13 protein-coding genes are annotated in these 18,179 nt (G+C 53.3%); 5 read left to right on the forward strand and 8 right to left on the reverse strand.

The window, feature by feature from the left end:
• The first annotated feature begins 2 nt into the window (after positions 1-2).
• Complete coding sequence (locus Pla22_RS03325) at positions 3-689, forward strand: NAD(P)/FAD-dependent oxidoreductase (protein WP_146513346.1); 687 nt, start codon at positions 3-5, stop codon at positions 687-689.
• Between the two features lie 47 nt (positions 690-736).
• Here the strand turns inward: Pla22_RS03325 and Pla22_RS03330 are convergent, their stop codons facing one another.
• The 8 genes from Pla22_RS03330 to Pla22_RS03365 are packed head-to-tail and all read right to left on the reverse strand — an operon-like array spanning position 737 to position 15,225.
• Positions 737-2,188 carry a neutral/alkaline non-lysosomal ceramidase N-terminal domain-containing protein gene (locus Pla22_RS03330; protein ID WP_146515197.1) on the reverse strand — a complete coding sequence of 484 codons (1,452 nt, stop codon included), beginning with the start codon at positions 2,186-2,188 and terminating at the stop codon, positions 737-739.
• A gap of 47 nt (positions 2,189-2,235) precedes the next feature.
• The gene (locus Pla22_RS03335) at positions 2,236-3,330 is read right to left on the reverse strand and encodes an NHL domain-containing protein (RefSeq protein WP_146513347.1); all 1,095 of its coding nucleotides are present in this window, start codon (positions 3,328-3,330) and stop codon (positions 2,236-2,238) included.
• Between the two features lie 17 nt (positions 3,331-3,347).
• A complete protein-coding gene (locus Pla22_RS03340) occupies positions 3,348-4,628 on the reverse strand; it encodes a DUF1501 domain-containing protein (RefSeq protein ID WP_390620240.1) in 1,281 nt (426 codons plus the stop codon).
• Positions 4,628-8,374, reverse strand: a complete 3,747-nt coding sequence (locus Pla22_RS03345; protein ID WP_146513349.1) for a DUF1553 domain-containing protein — start codon at positions 8,372-8,374, stop codon at positions 4,628-4,630. Before Pla22_RS03345 ends, Pla22_RS03340 begins: the two co-directional genes overlap by 1 nt.
• Complete coding sequence (locus tag Pla22_RS03350; RefSeq protein ID WP_146513350.1) at positions 8,374-9,792, reverse strand: DUF1501 domain-containing protein; 1,419 nt, start codon at positions 9,790-9,792, stop codon at positions 8,374-8,376. Before Pla22_RS03350 ends, Pla22_RS03345 begins: the two co-directional genes overlap by 1 nt.
• Before the next feature lie 2 nt (positions 9,793-9,794).
• The gene (locus tag Pla22_RS03355; RefSeq protein WP_146513351.1) at positions 9,795-12,992 is read right to left on the reverse strand and encodes a PSD1 and planctomycete cytochrome C domain-containing protein; all 3,198 of its coding nucleotides are present in this window, start codon (positions 12,990-12,992) and stop codon (positions 9,795-9,797) included.
• Positions 12,989-14,644 (reverse strand): FecR domain-containing protein, encoded by a 1,656-nt coding sequence (locus tag Pla22_RS03360; protein ID WP_146513352.1) that lies wholly within the window; start codon positions 14,642-14,644, stop codon positions 12,989-12,991. The genes Pla22_RS03355 and Pla22_RS03360 overlap by 4 nt, the downstream gene beginning before the upstream one ends.
• The gene (locus tag Pla22_RS03365) at positions 14,641-15,225 is read right to left on the reverse strand and encodes a sigma-70 family RNA polymerase sigma factor (RefSeq protein ID WP_146513353.1); all 585 of its coding nucleotides are present in this window, start codon (positions 15,223-15,225) and stop codon (positions 14,641-14,643) included. The genes Pla22_RS03360 and Pla22_RS03365 overlap by 4 nt, the downstream gene beginning before the upstream one ends.
• A gap of 479 nt (positions 15,226-15,704) precedes the next feature.
• Here Pla22_RS03365 and Pla22_RS03370 point away from each other — a divergent pair, with 479 nt between their 5' ends.
• Genes Pla22_RS03370 through Pla22_RS03385 form a run of 4 tightly spaced genes read left to right on the forward strand, consistent with a single transcriptional unit; the run spans position 15,705 to position 18,134 of the window.
• Positions 15,705-15,947 (forward strand): flagellar FlbD family protein, encoded by a 243-nt coding sequence (locus Pla22_RS03370; RefSeq protein WP_146513354.1) that lies wholly within the window; start codon positions 15,705-15,707, stop codon positions 15,945-15,947.
• 56 nt (positions 15,948-16,003) lie between these two features.
• Positions 16,004-16,765: a motility protein A gene (locus Pla22_RS03375; RefSeq protein ID WP_146513355.1), complete on the forward strand. Its 762-nt coding sequence runs from the start codon at positions 16,004-16,006 to the stop codon at positions 16,763-16,765.
• A gap of 2 nt (positions 16,766-16,767) precedes the next feature.
• Entirely contained in the window at positions 16,768-17,535 is a 768-nt protein-coding gene (locus Pla22_RS03380) for an OmpA/MotB family protein (RefSeq protein ID WP_146513356.1), read from the forward strand.
• 35 nt (positions 17,536-17,570) lie between these two features.
• The gene (locus Pla22_RS03385; protein WP_146513357.1) at positions 17,571-18,134 is read left to right on the forward strand and encodes a dihydrolipoamide acetyltransferase; all 564 of its coding nucleotides are present in this window, start codon (positions 17,571-17,573) and stop codon (positions 18,132-18,134) included.
• Positions 18,135-18,179: the final 45 nt, after the last annotated feature.

An 18,179-nucleotide genomic window follows, 5' to 3' on the forward strand; every position in this document is an offset into this window, starting at 1 on the left:
TTATGAACGATTTTGACGAACTTACCCTTGATCCCCCTGGAACCATCGCTGTGATCGGCGGCGGTCCGCTCGGTGTAGAGGCATCACTTTACGGTCGCTACCTTGGTTATGAAGTCACGTTGTTTGAAACTCATACGGTAGGACACTCGGGTGAACCCAAACGCAATGAACCGTTGCCGATCCTTCCCGATCAATGCCTATCATCGCTGGCGATCTCTGCACTGTCGGCTCAACATCACGAATCGGGTCCGCAAGTGCTGCCGATGACGTACGGGCAATGGATCGATGAAGGTCTCGGGCGACTTTGCCAATCCGATCTTCTCCGTGGGCGAGTTCGCGAGCACACCGCGGTTCAAATGATCGAAATGAAGCCAGTCGAAACCGACGATGAGGATCCGGACGATGTGCCCGATGACTTTTGCCTGCACCTCCGCAATGAGGGTGGTGACGAAACTGCGATCTTTGAATCGGTAATCATCGCGACAGGGCAGGGCGGGGAACCAAAGATTGCGAACGCGACGGATACTAGCTCAGTCGATTATCTGTTTCGCATCACGGGCAATTCAGACGACCTTAACAGCAACGATCTCAACGCACACCTTCGTGCTGGCTACCGACAAATCTCGAAGATCTTCGCGTCCTTGATGGGTCGCGAAGATCTAGACCTATACCGACCCAAGCGGGTTTAGCTATGAATTGTTGACGACACTCGCAAGTTCCTCTTGCCGATCATTTGTCATTTCACCGCAGGTTCTTTGGCGAGTTGGTTGAACATGTCGAGGACTTGTTCAACGATCAAAACCGATGCATCCTTTTGCACACGATTGGTTCCAAGCCACGTTTCGTATCCGCCGAGTTCGTGCTGGGCAGGCGTCGGCAGGTAGCCTTCGGAACTGTTGGCCAGTTCAATCGTGAAGGTGTCAGCAAAAGGTGTCTTCTCCTTCAGCTCCAAACCAATTTCCACAAAGACCTCAAACGGTAACGCAGCAATTGCAAGGTTTCCAATTCGAAACGCCTGCAAAGGAACCGCGACCTCATCCGGTCCTTCAAATTGTCTTTGAGCAGCGGCACCATGGTATCGCTCTTGAGCGTGATACGTAGGCGAGTCATCGGACTTGGCGAGAACCTCGGCGATATAGTTGCGAGTCGTCGCATCAGGCTTACGTCGCTTCAGCGTCAACTCTCGGTGCTGCGAGCCAAGAGTCACACGCTCGTTGTATTCGATGTTGTCGCACGCCTCTTTGACGTGATTGGCAACTAGGTCCGCTACGAGGTTGATCTTCTCGTAACGCTCTTCCGATGAACGTGGTTCACGGAAATTGACATTGTTGATATCGCCCGATGTACCGTTGGTTAACAAGCCTACAAAGGGCGGGTTCGCCGACTTGGTATCCAATAGTTCTGCGATGCGTTCTGCAAACACGCCAAAGTAGTCGGCCGAAACGTCCCCTTTGTTGACGTTGCCTACATAGTGCAGCGAATAGTTCGCCAACACTGCGATGGGTCGACCGTCCGAAGACTGGACACTCAACACGGAAATCTCAGGATCAATCGGACCAGCCGGCTTCACCAGCGACGGATGGTTTCGAACTGGATTCATACGAACTTGATCCACGCCGCCGTATGGGTTTCTTCGCAGGTCAGGATCAGAAACGTACCAGCGACGATTGAACACCTGAGAAGGTTCGTCGATGCCTGACCAACCGATCTTCGCTGGCTCAAGGTTCGCCATTGCAAGACGCACGGATTCCACAATCCCTCGCACCAACACGGGACGGTACTTCTCTGTGTTCGCTCGCGTAGCCGAGTGCGTATGCGTGGCCGCCATCAAAACGTTTTGCGGAAGCAACGTTGTTTGCTCTGCAATTTCCTCGCGAGCTTCGTCGAATATCTCACGCGGAATCCCGACACTGTCGCAAATCACAAAGCCGAGTTGCGTTCGGCCGTCATCCAATACTAAGCAACGGGCGTGAAGTTTGTCATGAATCACCGCAGCGGGAAAAGGCTCAAACCCGCCCACCACAAGTTCGCCTAATGGCGGAGTGATATCAGCGACAGCCGCTCCCGCTCGCAAATCACCGCCGGACGTTCTTGCGACGACCTCATTGGCATTAACCCCACTAGGCGAATGGGCGATTAGCACTACCCAAACGCATGCTACTTGAATTAGTCGAAACCTGGTTGTCATCATCTAGCCTATCTTGAAGTAACGAGTGCAGGCGTATCAGCGTGCGTCTAAGGGGAAACACATCGTACCCGGTGGTTGTTCGTGTCGCCGATGTAAATCAATCCGTCGGGTCCGATGCCAATTCCATGCGGCCGATCCATTTGGGCTTCGGTGGATGGTCCGCGATCACCGTCACCGCCGCGCTGCTTGGGCCCAATTCCCGCAACCGTTGAAATGAGATGAGTGGTGGTGTCAATCATTCGAATGACTTGGTTTTCTGTATCCACCACATACACATTGTGATCTGGCCCCACCGCTATGCCCTTAGGCCCGTTAAACATAGCGTTGATCGCAGGACCGTTGTCGCCTCCGAATCCTTGCTTTCCAGTTCCGGCGATATGCTTCCAGGTGCCACTGGTAAGTGAAAGCGTCCAGACCGAATGACCTTCCCGTAACGCCACCCACATCGTGTCCCCATCAATGAACAACGCGCGTGGACCAACAACGGAGTTCCCCAACGCTAACTGTCCGTCCACGGGAGGGCGCTTTCCACCATCTCCCGCGATTGTATCAATGACTCCCGTTTCCAGGTCGATCCGACGAATCCGGTGATTGCCAATATCAGCCACATACAGACCCCCGCGGTGGTCCAAAGCGATACTGTGGGGGCGGTTGAATTGTGCATGCGTTGCGAGTCCACCATCTCCCTCAAAACCAGGTTCTCCGGTGCCTGCGATCGTTTGAATCACCCCTGTCGCTGCGTCGACGCGACGGACAACGTGATTCATCATTTCGACAAAGTACATATTCCCTTTCCGGTCAAAACGCACCTCGTAAGGTTCATTCAGTTTCGCTTCGGTCGCTTTGCCGCCATCTCCGGAATGCCCCTTTTTCCCGCATCCTGCTACCGTCGTTAATTGACCTGACTTCCGATCGACACGCATCACGCGATGGTTTTGCACCTCGGTAATGTACAACGCATCGTCGGGACCAACCTCTATTCCAAACGGTTGACCAACATTGACCGCAGTCGCTTGCCCGATAGAACCATTGTCGTCGGGCTTCCCAGTACCGGCTACCGTATCAATGGTGGCTGCTAACAAAAGGTGGCCGTTCAAACCGACCACCCATGCAATCACACTCAATGCAATAATTTTCATCATCAGTTTCTAATCGTTGGTTAACTAAACAGCTTGGCAATCGGTTGTCCCTGATCAGTGATCGGAACGGGGCGATCACCAGCGTAAAGGTTCTTGCGATAGTCCACTCCCACGGCAGCACAAATCGTCGCGAAAAAATCAGGAACACTGACGGGATTGGAAATGATTCGTTTCGACAGTTCATCTGTCTCTCCCCATGCTCCTTGATGCGAAAGCCCACCACCGGCAAGCACACAAGTAAACGCGGTTCCTTGATGGCCGCGGCCACCGCCACTGTCAAACTCCGGTGGTCGGCCGAATTCGGTAGTGATCACGATCAACGTCTTATCGAGCAATTTTTTATTCTCGAGGTCGATCATCAATGTCGCGACCGCCGTGTCCAGCTCTTGAATCAAACGGTGCTGTTGTTCGATCCCCGCATTGTGAACATCCCAACCAGCGCCATTGAGGAAGTTTAGATTGTGAGAAACTTCAATGAACCGCACACCACGTTCGACCAATCGTCGGCTGAGCAGGCATCGCTGTCCAAATTCACCACCGTATTGTGATCTCAATTCACTTGGTTCGCGATCAAGATCGAACACCCGAGAAAAATCAGGGCCACTTAGCTTCAGACTTTGCTGGATCGCTGCGTCATAATCGAGCAACCGTTGTTGAGAAGTTGCATCACCGTTCTGGTTGAGCGCGTTCAAAAACTGTTCGCGCCGTGATTGTCGTTGATCTGATAAACCGTCGGGGCGACTCAAACCCGCTGGCCCGCGACTGGTGTCGGTCAAATACAAGTAACTATCACGAGCTCCTAAAAATCCGGGGCCACGTGTAACATTGGGGTAACCGATCAAAACGTATGGTGGAGCCACATCGCTAAGTGCACCACGCTCGTGAGCAACAATGGATCCGATAGATGGATACGTGATCGTGCCGCTAATTGAACGCCCGGTATGCATGCGGTTGGTAGCTGCGGCGTGTTCATCGATGACTTCGTGATGAACACTGCGGACGGCGGTTACGCGGTCCATCAACGGCGCCAAGTTAGACAAATGCTCACACACACGAACTTCAGGAACCGCAGTATCGATAGACGAATAATAGGAACCGGATCGCTTCGCTGCGGGGTCACCCTTGCGTTTGGGATCGAATGTATCGATTTGCCCCATCCCTCCACCAAGCCAAATCGAAATCACGTGCTCGGCGTTTCCGACAATCGAGGCATCAGACGATTCACCGTGAGCAAACGCAGGCAGCATTGAAAGCGCACCGGCGGCAAGAAGCTCACGACGACTTGGTGAATATTGATTCATCATGGGATCCAGACAAATTCACGGTGATTAAGGAGACTCCAGACAACGTCTTCGTAGACTTCACGCCATTCGGTTTCCAATCTCGGATCCGGCAATGGGCCCGATTGAACGCGGCGTTCATGCTCCACTTGAATCTCGTTGGCCTCAGGACGTAAATGATTAAACCAAGTCACCAAGGGCAGTGGTTTGAGTTGAACAAGTTCGGAAACATCCGGTTCGGCGATCAACCGCGACTCGAAACCGCTCGCGAGAGCGTGCACGAACGTGTCTCGCTCATCCGACGTTGGCAGGCGTCCAAGACACCGCAAGAACAATGATTCTACCAGAGAACTAGGTGAATCGGCTTCAAGAGCCAGTCTCGCCAACTCACTATCGTGTGATGCGCGCGCGAGCGTCATCACCAAAATTCCGTTGGCCAGGATCCCCGGCTGCAGCACATTGGGATCCGTCTCACGCTGAACAATCGGCATTTGTCTCGACCCGGTCCAACCGAACGCTTCAAGCACGTCGACAACGGCCCGTGCTTTCGGCAGGGATAAGCTTGGACGGTCCCGCTCATTCTTTAAGTCACCGAACATCCACGCACGGCGCGGCCGCCCTAGTGTTTGACGACTTCCCAGAGGTCGACGACCATCATGCACAAACGTTAGTTCTTCCACATCAATGGGTTGTCCCGCAGCATGATGCAATGAATCGACGACCTGTTCAGCGGTTAGGCGACGGCGTTCCGGAGCATTGAAGAACCGCAGTTCAGCCGCAACAGTCGCGTTGTTTCCAACCGCTTCACGCTGATACAGATCCGACGTCACGATCAACCGAACGATGTGCCGGAAATCGTAGTCATGCGAAACCAATTCGGCAGCAAGCCATTGAAGCAACTCGGGATGACTTGCTTGTCGACCTTCCCAATCGTGTACGGGTTCGACAATCCCCACACCAATCAACTGCTTCCAAATGCGATTGACCAACACTTGAGAAAACCTAGTATTCGACGGAGCAGTCACTAAAGCCGCTAGTCGTTCGCGAGTGTCGCTTGGTGTCATCATCAGTGCATCGATGTCTGGTCCGTCGTCAACGCCGGTTACGGAGGCGAAGGGCCACTTTGGCGTGACCGCTTCATCAGGTTTCAGGGTGACTTGGATCAATGATTCGCGATCTGTCTGGCTTTCAAAAAATGCTGCGGGAACTCGACTGGTTGAAGGAACGGTTACCGCCTTTCGATCCATCATTGCCGCGAGTGAGTAAAGGTCGCGTTGTGAGGTACTGTGGTACGGCGAGTCGTGGCAACGAGCACATTGCAGCTCAATCCCCAAGAACGCAGATGCAATCACATGACCTTTGGCAGCCATGGGAGCGTCATTCTCGGCAGCGATGCCAAAACCAGCGCTACCGCCTTCAGCGGCATCTCCACGCAACATAAGCAATTCGGTGACCATTCTATCGATCGGCTTGTTGTCGCGAAGTGAATCGTAGACAAACCATCGAAACGGACCGGTGCTGTTGAGCGAAGCGTTCAGCAGCGATGGATTCTCTGCCAGCAAGTCTTGCCAAAAGCCCATCCAATGGTCCGCAAACCTCGGGTCCTCAATCAGCTGATCAATCACACGTTGGCGTTTCTCAGAACGATGGTCGTCCAAGAAGCGTCTTGCTTCTTCTTGCGTTGGCGGGACGCCGATTGTGTCAAGAAAAACGCGACGCAAAAACTTCTCATCACCCGTCACGCGTGCGAGCGCGACATCAGTTTCCGCCAAAGGTGGCGATGGCCAAAGAGCACCATTGGCCACCCATCGTTCCAACGTAGCAATTTGGTCGTGAGAGAGTCCTTCATCGGTGGGCGGCATCGCCCCCTCGCGAATTTGGGAAATCAATTCGCTTGCATCAAGATCGCCAGGAACGACTGCTGGAATCTCCGATTCACCAGCCATCATCGCTGCTTCACGCGAATTGAGTTTCAAATCTCCTTTGTCCTTATCTCCATGGCAGCGAAAACACTGCTCGCGCAGCAAGGGCAGAACCTCACCGTGAAAGTGCTCAACTTGCTCGCTGTCAGATTCAGCCGAGGCGGCGAGCGATGCTTCGATTTTATCGCTGATGAATTGGTCGATCAAATTTTGGTCATTCGGATTTTGACCTTTCGGGGAACGTTCGAGATGTTGAACAGTGGGATACTGATTGGTGGGATGCTGATCGGCCCAAGGCTTCGTTGTTAGCGAATTTTGACTGACCCACTGACGAGCTTTTTCGTGCCTACGATTCCAAAAGGCATTTTGAGAATCCGCCGCTGCTCGTCGGCGATCGTCATCGAATTCGCTGATCGTCGATGCCAATCGCGTTAGCTCGGCCAGGACCGCTGAGTCCGTCAGTGACACTCGCCGCTCGTTCGCGGCAAGCACATCATACGACCGCCCATCTTCGCCCAGGATCGCGACGCAGACTTCGCCAGTCTCGGTTCTTCGGCCTTTCCCACCGACAACCCACTCCAATACGACTCGGCAACGGCGACTAGCTTCGTTTGAATCCGACGCAATCGTTGCTTCACCAAACACTTCTTGTTGTCGATAACCATGGGCTCTAACGCCAGGCAAAGGCGGACGAGCGACCGGAGCCATTTGCTCTTCACCATCAGGTGGACTCTTGGTTTGAGCTTCCGTCCTCGCCACTAATTCGCCATCGATCCACAACCTGCTTTGGTCTCGGACCCGCATCAGGAAACGGTTTGTACCAACCGGAAGATCAACGTCAGCCGCCATTCGTAACAACAAAGGCGCCTTCCAGCTTGAACGAATTCCCCATGCGTCGAATTGCTGCGGAAGCTGAGACATCACGAAACTGTCGCTGGTCCATCGCAACGTTTCATCGGGCCAGCTTTCACTCTTGTAAAGCCAGCGTTGATGAGTGGGCAAGCCTTCGCAAAGTTGCACTAGGACACGCCCTTCAGGCACGCCGCTGACGTCGGGCATCACCTCAGGCTGCAACACGGCGACTCGCGGTTCGCCCACACGTCGAAACTTGGCAGCGATTGTTTGATCATCAAGGACCTCACGATGAATCGCCACCGCGTCGATCAAACCTTTGAATCGGCTGCCGATACGAACTTCGTCATCATCGACAATCGGTGGTTCTTCCGTCGGCCCTCCCATATCCCATTTTCCATCGGTGGGTTCACCATTGATATAGCCACGAATCGAACCGGGGTCCCCGAAACGATACGTGACCGCGATATGGTGCCATCCGGTCGCCACAGGGAAACTTTGATTCGATGTCCATCGATGCCAATGCTTGTCACTCGCAGTCAACTTGGTTGCGAAAAGAAAACTGATGCTGGCTTGACTATTCTTTCCGACAATTCGCAGTGCCCAATTTTGGTTGTCACGCGAAAAGTTGGGGGAACCCGTTCTTCCTTTGCCGATCACATATCGCGGTTCACCATTGCGAATGTCATTCGGATTCACCCAGGCTTCGAGCGTGACCGAATCATCAGTGGTGAAATCGAAGACGCTATTCGCCCCAACATCTGGCACCGCTAGGTAACCGCCATCGATCTGCACGGCCGTATTGTTGTCGGCGAAGTCTGGAAATTCGGGCGGACGAGGTCCCGCCTGATCTCGCAGGACGTTCCCGTGGATCTTAAGCTCGGTCGCTTCTTCACTACTGAAGTCCCAGCGAACATCACCGGGATATTCTGCAACTGCGGGAACGACGCAAAACGTGCAACCGAAGATCAACGCGAGGGCGGCGTAACGCATTAGCTAATCAGCCCTTCAAAAACCTTGCCTTCGTTCAGATCGACTCGTTCAGGCCGTCCTTTGTGCATGTAAACGACCTTGGTGTGGTCCATTCCTAGCAAACCCATGATGGTCGCATGGATATCGTGGACATGCAGCTTGTCCTCGACCGCGTACAGTCCCAATTCGTCCGTCGCGCCGATCGTTTGCCCACCCTTCACGCCGCCACCGGCCATCCACATGGTAAACCCGGTTGGATTATGGTCCCGCCCAGTCCCTTTTTCGCTCATTGGCGTGCGTCCGAACTCGCCGCCCCAAATCACCAGAGTTTCATCGAGCAAACCGCGTTGCTTCAAGTCCGTGATTAAGCCTGCGATCGGCTGATCGACACCACCACAAAGTCGCGAGTGATTAGATTCAATATTGCTGTGAGCGTCCCACTTACTGCCGGCGCCCGAATACAACTGCACAAATCGCACACCACGTTCGACTAGCCGGCGAGCCAACAAGCACTGTTGCCCGTAGACCTCGGTTTCTTTCTTGTCGATTCCGTAGAGTTCTTTGATGTGTTTGGGTTCTTGTTCTATATCGATCGCCACGGGAGCATCGGCTTGCATCTTTGCAGCCATCTCATAGCTTTGAATCCTCGCGTCTAACTCGGTGTTCGATTCACGACCTTGATAGTGGCGGCGATTGAGTTGATTGATAAAGTCAAGTTTGCTTCGTTGCTGTAAAGCGGAGACATTCGTGGGATTGTGTAAGTTGCGAAGCGGTTCGGCTCCGGTTTCGAACAGAACACCTTGGTAACTCGAAGGCATGAAACCCGAACCCCAAATCCGGACTCCATTGACAACCATCGCGGCGCTATCTTTCATCACCACGAACGTGGGAAGAGAATCGGTCGCTTCGCCAAGACCGTATGAAACCCACGCCCCCAACGAAGGTCGACCACCAAAAACGGCCCCGGTGTTCATTTGACTCACACCACCAGCATGATTGATTCCGTCCGATACACAGGATCGAATCACGCACAATTCGTCGGCGATGCTGCTGTGTTGGGGCAACCAATCAGATATCCACAAGCCACTTTCGCCGTGTTGTGCCCACTTGCGTTTACACTCCAAAAGCGGCGAATGAGCTTCACCCATCGCGGTGACGGGACGGGTAAAACTATCCGGTAACGATTGGCCAGCGAGCTTGTTGACTTGCGGCTTTGGATCAAACAGGTCGATATGACTTGGCCCACCTTCCATGAACAACCAGATCACATTCTTGGCTTTGCCGAGTCGCTGCGGAATCTTGCTGGCCGCCGGATTTTCCGGACGAGCCGCAACGAGCGATTGCCCCGACATCGCGGCGTAGGCCAACGCTCCGAAACCACCGCCGGCGGCAGTTAGGAAATCGCGTCGTGATTGAGGTTGAATGATTTGGTTACACATGATCAATGCAAATACAGAAATTCGTTGGAATTGAATAACGCGTGACAGAAACTTGTTACCGCGCTTAACGTCTTCGCCGAGATGTCGGTGCTCTTAGGTTCCATTCGACGCAGCCATGCCGTATCGGGTGCAGGACGTTCACCATCGGTTCCCTTGAACGCCAAATCGATCAGCAGACCTTTGCCATCCTCGCGATCCACGGATAAGTTTGCGAATTGCCCGTCCCACTGGTGACCGTTTGCATCACGTCCTCCTAGGATCAGCTTGGACTTCGTGTTCTGAATTCCGCTGACCACTGCCGTATCCACCACAACCGTTTCAGGTTGAGCGTTTGGATTGGACAAATCATGTAACGAGAACGTTACCTTTCCGTTGGTAGGATTGTCCTCGGATGTGCTGGCTGAAATGGTCACGCTCACTTGGACGGGCTTGCCAAGCGGAAATTTCAATCCGGATGCGACAACTTCATACTTCGGTTCGTCTTGAAACGTTCGTCCCACCAACTGCACGATTAAGCTGCCGGGCTGATAGGCCGACTTCTGGCTCGTCACCCCGATGCTCCATCCTTCGGATTTGGTACTACCGTTCCAACGCGACAGCAATGTGTTCACACTGGCGTCGGGATACAAACGATCTAAAACCGTGATCGTCTTAACAGTGAATTCGTCACTAAGTTCGATACTCCCTTGCAAATGCAACCGCTCGAAGCGACTTCCAGGTTGAACCCAAAGAGCATTCTCACCCACGGACCTATCTTGGAACGCTGCAAAATACTGTGACACTGGGCGTAGCCCTGTTTCGCCGGGATACTTGTCTTCGACTTGGGGAGCATTCACTAACGAAGCTTGCTGACGGACAAATCCAATCGCGTCACTGATTTCGGAATCAGTCGCGTCACGACCATAGGCAAGCCGATACGCCATCCGAACGTTGTCATCTTCGAACTTGTCTTTACCGGCAAGCAAACGTTTTGCAAATGTTTCCGCTCGACTAAGCGTCCAAGCGCCGTTGACTAGCAGCAACGATTGCACCGGAGTGGTGGTCGAAGTTCGGTTGGGCGCTGACTCGAACCCCAGGGGTGCATCAAATCCGCACAGCATCTCGTCTGGTTTGTTGCGAAGTTTCTTCACGTACACGCTGCGATAGGGTGACGTACCGGCAACCGATGCTCCGCCATTTCGGTGTTTCAGCTCACCAGAAACTGCCAACATCGCGTCTCGCACTTGTTCCGCATCGAGTCGCTGCGGTGGGTAACGCCATAGCAACCGATTTTCAGGGTCGAGCTCGTTTTCCAAGGATGTTGGTTCGCGATGAGCAGTCTGACGATAGGCAGCACTGTTCATCATTAGTTCATGCAGAGGTTTTAACGTCCATCCACTTTCAATAAAACGTTGAGTCAACCAATCCAGCAATTCAGGATGACTTGGCAATTCGCCAAGCGTGCCAAAATCATTGGGAGTCGGTACGATTCCGGTCCCAAAGTGACGCTGCCAAATCCGGTTAACAATCACTCGAGTGGAAAGCGGGTTCTCGTCCCGCACAATCCAGTCCGCCAGTGCGGTTCGGCGACCCGTTGTCATTTGGGTTGGCGTGATCGTTGGAGGTGGTTCATTCATCAGTGCCAAGAACGATGGCTCTACCGCTTCCTTGGTTGTCCGTGTCATCAGATAGGTAGGTGCTGGCTCACAACTAACGTCAGTCGCGACAAAAGCGTCGGGAAGCGGATCTGGTTTGATCGCGTCGAACTGCTTCAATTGCGTCTCGAGTTCTTGATACCTTGCCAACTTCTCTGAATCTTTCTTCAGCTCTTTGGCATAGTCGAACTTACTGGCTGCACGTTGTGCCTGACGCTCCACGAGGTAGGACACCTGTTTCTCATAGGTAGTTTTTTCGGCTTCAGGCTTGAAGTAGATGGCTTGAACGTCGGGCGGAAACTGCTCGACGGTGTATTTTTGGTCCGCATCGAAACGTTCCTTTGCCAACGAATGAATTTCATCGCGAATCTCAGCCGTTGCATCCTCCCAAGCCGCGAACTTCTGGCGGTACGCTTCGATCTCTTCTTTTGTCGCTAACTCACGTTTCAACGGCCACGCGACGGATGACAAAAACGCCTGGAGACCGAAATAGTCTTTCTGCAAAATCGGGTCAAACTTGTGATCGTGGCATTGGGCGCATCCAATACCGATTCCGAGAAACGCTTCGCCCGTGACCCGAGTCATTTCATTGACGATCAGGTCCCACTGCATGACGGCATTGCGTTGGTTCCATTCATAGACTCCATGACGAAGGTACCCCGTACCGATAAACACATCGGGGTCGTTAGGAGCAATTTCATCGCCGGCAAGGTGCTCTCGCACCAATTGGCGGTAGGGCTTGTCATCATTGAGCGAAGCGATGACGTAATCACGGAACTTACCCGCACTGGGTCGAAACGCGTCCTCGTTGTAACCGTCGCTTTCGGCGAAACGAACCACATCAAGCCAGTGCTGAGCCCAACGTTCGCCGTACCGAGGGCTGTCGAGCAATTCTCGAATGAGACGCGGCCAAGCATCGGGCCGATCGTCATTCACAAATGCGTTCACTTGATCGGGCGTTGGCGGCAAGCCGTGAAGGTCAAAGTATGCGCGTCGAACCAACTCGATCCGACTAGCTTCGGCGGCAGGCTCGAGTCCTTCACTTTCAAGTTTACGCGCAATGAACCGATCAATCTCGTTGACCGCCCATCCATCGCCGCAATTGGGAACCGACGGATCGGCAACCGGTTGAATCGCCCACCAATCGCGATCCTCTTGCGTAAACTCTTTCTGGGAAGGACGAATGAGATGTTCTTTATCACTCGGCCACGGCGCTCCCATTTCCACCCAGCGTGTCAGCACTTCAATCGCCTGATCGCCAAGTTGCTTGCTCGGTGGCATCTCGAACGAGTCGTAGTTGATCGCTTCCACCAGCAAGCTCTCGTCTACTTGGCCTGGCACAACCGCTTGGCCGCTTTCACCACCCTGCAACATCATCGCTAACGAATCGAGTCGCAGGTCACCTTCCTGTTTATCCTCGCCGTGGCATGAAACGCAGTTAGCGGCCAGCAACGGGCGAACTTCATTCTCGAAAAAATTCTGGTGTTCGATATCACTAGGGTTAGCAGCATATGCCAACGCCGAAGCGAAACCGAATCCGAGAAAAGCTACACAACGATAGTTCATCTTGCATCTCTCATTTGGGGATCCAACGCAGGCAATCCACCTATGAACACAGGATCGACAAAGTTTCCGTCGTCCATTGCATCTTGTAAGAAAAGTCCTTCGACCGATTCGTTCTCGGCATAGCCCAAGTCGGACAAGTCGATACCGACGGCCAAACCACGAAAACGCATGGTTTGCTTTCTTGGAATCGTTTTCAAACGGTTCCAAGAATCAAGTGAATCAGCAACCTCGGTGGTGAAATGAACGTGGAAGCTTCGAAGCTCCATTGCCTCGGGCGACTCCATGGTCAGATCGTATTTGCGGATGGTGTGAGATCGAAGACCATCACGAAACGCCAGCGGGCTAACATGGAAAGCATCACCATCCATCGGGTTGCCAAATGTTTGCAGATCGAAGAAGACCACATCGGCACCAGGTCCATTTCGAACAGGTCGTTCAAAGCCAATCGCCATACCCGGAGTCCCACCGGTATCGAGCATTTCAGGATCGCTTGTTAGTGGTTCCACACTTCCGCCCGGGTTGATTGCTCCCGTGACAAGACTGCGATCCGAAGCGACTTCCATTCGCGAATCGGGCAACTGCTCACGGCCACACAAAAACGCCACTGATGTTGTTGAATGAAACCAAGTTAATCGCGACGCAATCAAATCATTGACGTCAATGGTTTCGGACCGTCCACCGCGCTGCACGGTAACACTGGTCAAAAGATCGGCACCGCCATCAACCGTAGTCGCCTGATACGAAACCACTCGGTCGGGCAAACGACGCCGATAGCCACTCGCATCAAAAGGAACCGCTACGGTATCAAACGCGCCTTCGGTCGCAAATTTCCCTGCCTGACCATCGGTCAAACGTTTCTGAGAATCTGCTTCAGGACGACCGAGGGGATAAACGTCCGCCTCACCCTCAATCACATGCACTTCGGTTTCACTCGTTTCGGCCACACTGACAGAAAACCGAGTCCCACGATCAACCACTCGTGTCATCGGAGTATCAATGCGAAACCCTTCGGCGCCATCGGGTGCGTGAACCGAGCACCGACCGACGTCTAACGCCAAACTTTCATCTGAGGTCACTCGAAATACCGCCGGCCCTTCGAGAATCGCGGATGCCCCCGCGGGGAATGCAACCTCGATCAATCCACCGGTCAAGACATACTCTCGCCCCACTGAAAGAATCGAATTCACCGGCGGTGGCAGCTCACCAAAAAATCTTGCCTGCGATGCACTCGCCAACCTCACTCGACTTGTCGCGGGCGGATCCACGACGGCGACTGGATCATGTGATTGCCAGTAGGAAACGCCCACCAGTAAAACCAATACGGCAGCGGCAGCGAGCAACCACCGAACGACCGGCAATCGGCGTTCGACGGACACACCCGCACGATCGACGCGTGACATGACACTGCCGACAAACTCGCCGTGGTTGGCCGGCAATTTTGACATCGTCTGACGTACAAACTCGTTCCGTTGCGTTGAATGCTCTTGCACCGTCAATCCTAGAAGGCGGTGCGTTTGATAGAGGTCAGCCGCCTTCGCTAGCAGTTCATCGTCGGTGCTCAACAATTCGCGGAGGCTGGCCATGCCGTCGTCATCCAACTCTCCTTCGAGAAAATCGGTCCACAAATCTGCAAAGCGATCTTGTGAATTCACGATGCACCTCCTTCAAGCATTTCCATCCGAGCCTCTACGCACTTTTGCAACTGTTGCCTGATTTTCCAAAGCTGCTTCTTGACTGCCGCAACCGAACGCCCACTTCGTCGAGACATCTCGTCGAGGGGAATTTCTTCGTCATACCGCCAAGCAACGAAACACCGCGACTGCTCGGCCAGAGCTTCTAGACACTCGGTCAACGATTCAAACTGGATCGCACAGTGGTCCGGTGGATCGTCACAACGACGATCGAGTTCCCGCCTCAGCAAATCCGGCCCAAATCGAGAGTGATAATCAGCGATACGCCGTAACCGTGTTGTTTCAGTTCGCAATTGAAACCGAGCGATCGTGAACAACCATCCAGCGAAATTGGTTCCTAATTCGTACTCTGGCAATCGCGTGAATGCGGCAACAAAACTTCGTTGTGCGATCTCGTCGACGTCCACTCCGGGCGGCGCATGGGCTGCAAACCACGCCCGTAGCGGACGCTCAAACCGGCGTACGATTCCCTCAAACGCAGACGTTTCGCCGCGTAAAACCCGGGTCAGAAGATCGTCAATGTTTGGATCTGAATCGTTCATCACAACATTATGGCAGAAGATCCCCCCGGGTTACCCCGAACCGATGTTTTCACGCCGAGCAATCTCGCGACAGCGGCAGGCAGTGACATTCTGTTCACATCGCCATCGGCCCGTACGTGTCACGTTTCATCCGGGACGCTCCGGGTCGAGGTTGATGGACATCATTAACCTTGCCGTAACGCGAAAGAATCGCAGCGGAATCTGCTTCGAGCGGAAAAGTGAGGTGACATGCAGTGCGGCGGTGCGGATTGTGACGGTCAAGCCGGTAGTGCGATCTAACGAAGGTTTTCCTGGTCCGGGGCGATGTTTCTTTTTCACCACATCCGTCCGCTACGTTCACCGTGTCCTAGCTTTGATTGAATCCAAGGTGGGATCTCGTTTGGGAAACCAAGCATGATTCGCATCCTTGAATTCGAATCGCACATTGAATGGTTTCATTTGAGCCGATTGGCTTGGAGAAACGTTCCGGGGACTTCTTGATGATCAAACTGACACGACTCGACGGCGAGCCATTTGTGCTCAACGCTGAACTGATCCGCTATGTAGAGAAGCGGCCAGACACGTTTATCACGTTGACCTCCGGTGATCGCATCGTCGTTGCTGAAACGATGGATGACGTCATAGAGAGAGCTGTGCAGTATCAGCAGCACAAGCACTTTATGCCGCCGCCGGTGCGAATGACCGCAAGCTCCGACGCTTCGATCCCCAACGCCAGCGCCTAGTAACTTCGCCCTCAACCAAACCTATTTACTGATTTTCGAGTCAGAGACTACACATCATGGATATTGCCAGCCTCATCGGTTTGATTCTCGCCATCGGCCTGATCATCGGTTCGATCGCGATGGGCAACGCCCCTTTCAGCGCCTTCATTGACATTCCATCTTTCATGGTGGTGGTGGGCGGTGCGTTTGCGGCTGCGTTAATTTGTTTCCCGATGGGAAGCATCATGAAGTCGCCACTAATCGCGCTGAAGGTATTGCTCAACAAGGGTGAAGATCGTCTGACGATGATCAAGCAAATTGTTGAACTCGCCGAGACAGCCCGCCGCGATGGATTGTTAGCCCTGGAATCAAAAGTTGGCGACATCCAGAATCCTTTGATCAAGACCGGCATTCAAATGGCCGTCGATGGCAGCACTCCTGAAGTGGTCGAAGAAGTTCTGCGAACTGAAGTCGAAGCCATCCAAAAACGACATAAGGAAGGCAAGAGCATCATGGACCAACTCGGTCGTTTTGCTCCGGCGTACGGCATGATCGGAACTTTGATGGGTTTGATCATGATGCTTCAAGACATGAGCGATCCGTCGGGTATTGGTGCGGGTATGGCCGTCGCGTTGATCACCACCCTTTACGGAGCGATCGTCGCGAATGTGTTCTTTAGCCCGTTTGCCGAGAAGCTCGGACTCAATAGCCGCAACGAGATGGTAAGCCATGAGATTGCGATCCGCGGTGTGATGGCGATTCAGTCTGGCGAAAGCCCTCGTGCGATTGATCAAAAACTACGCACCTTCTTGCCACCAAAACAACGGGATGCTGAATAGCCATGGACGAAGAAGATGATGTCATTGGAATTCCCGAATGGGTTGTCACCTTTGGTGACATGATGAGCTTGCTGCTTACGTTCTTCATCATGTTGGTTTCGCTTAGCGAGATCAAAGAAGAAGAAACGTACCAAGCGCTCGTCGATTCGATGCAACGACAGTTCGGATATGCTCGCACCTTGGATGCTCTTGCTCCCGGTGAACAGAAGCCACGGCAATCAGCTTTCACCACACTTGCGACCACCGGTCGAGCCAAGAAGAAAGACACTGCCAACGGTGGTGTTCCGGATAAGGCACCGGTGGGCGAAGAGCCCAAAGTACGAATCGTTCGTCCAGGGCAAATGACCGCCGTGGGTAGCGTCGTGTTTTTCGAGATCGGCTCGGATGAGCTGACGACATCGGCACGCGGGGTATTGAAGAATTTGGCTGCCCAACTGCGTGGAAAGCCTCAGAAGATCGAAGCCCGTGGTCACGTTTCGGCTGAATTCGCTGCTCGCACAGGGAATTCAGATGAAGCGATGCTGTTGGGCGTCAAACGAGCCGCTGCGGTTCGTGAGTACCTCGTGAAGGTAGAAAAATTGCAAGCAAATCGCTTCCGTATCTCATCGGCTGGCGACAGTGAACCCATGAGCAATGGACAATCGGCGACTCAGAATCCTCGAGTCGAAGTGTTCATGCTCGATGAAACGGTTGAGGATTTGCTTGGAACAGCCGATGAAAGAGATGCGGCAACGATTGAAATCAGTGATTCCACCAGATCGAATCCTTAATCCAATACAAATCCGTTAATAAATACGAAGCTGAAATGGCTGACGAAATCGAAGAAAAGCAAGACGAAACGACCGCTGAACCCGTGGCTCCGCCAACGGGTGGCGGTGGCCGCACGTTGATAATCGCCTTTGTGGCAGTCGTCGTTTTGATCGAAACCGCAATGTTCTTCTTCCTGGTGCCTAGCGCCGAGGATGTCAGCGCACTGGCCGAAGCCAAGCTGATCAAGTCCGTTCAAGAAGTCGACGCGGAAGCGGAAGAACAAGCTTCGGACGAAAATAAGGTCCAAGAATTTCAACTGGGAATGTACGGCGAAGTTTTCAGCCCGCACGATACGGAGCGAAACTATCGCGTGGAACTCGATCTCTATGGTCTGATTCGCAAAAAAAATGCGGACAAGATGAAGCTGGAGTTCACGGACAAAGAAGGACGTCTACGCAACGCAATCCGCCGCAAAATCCGTAATAGCTCGCTCGAGGAGCTCAACGAGAACAATCTTGGACTGCTCGAACGGCGAATTTTGACGTCGTGCAATCATTTGCTCGAAGAAGACCTGTTGCTTGCGGTCGGCTTTAAGAGCTATCAACTGCTTGAGCAGTAGCGCATCATCGCAGATTAGGCCGTTGCGCAACGGCGCAAATCAAGC

This window comes from Rubripirellula amarantea (genome assembly GCF_007859865.1).
Taxonomy (GTDB): Bacteria; Planctomycetota; Planctomycetia; order Pirellulales; family Pirellulaceae; genus Rubripirellula; species Rubripirellula amarantea.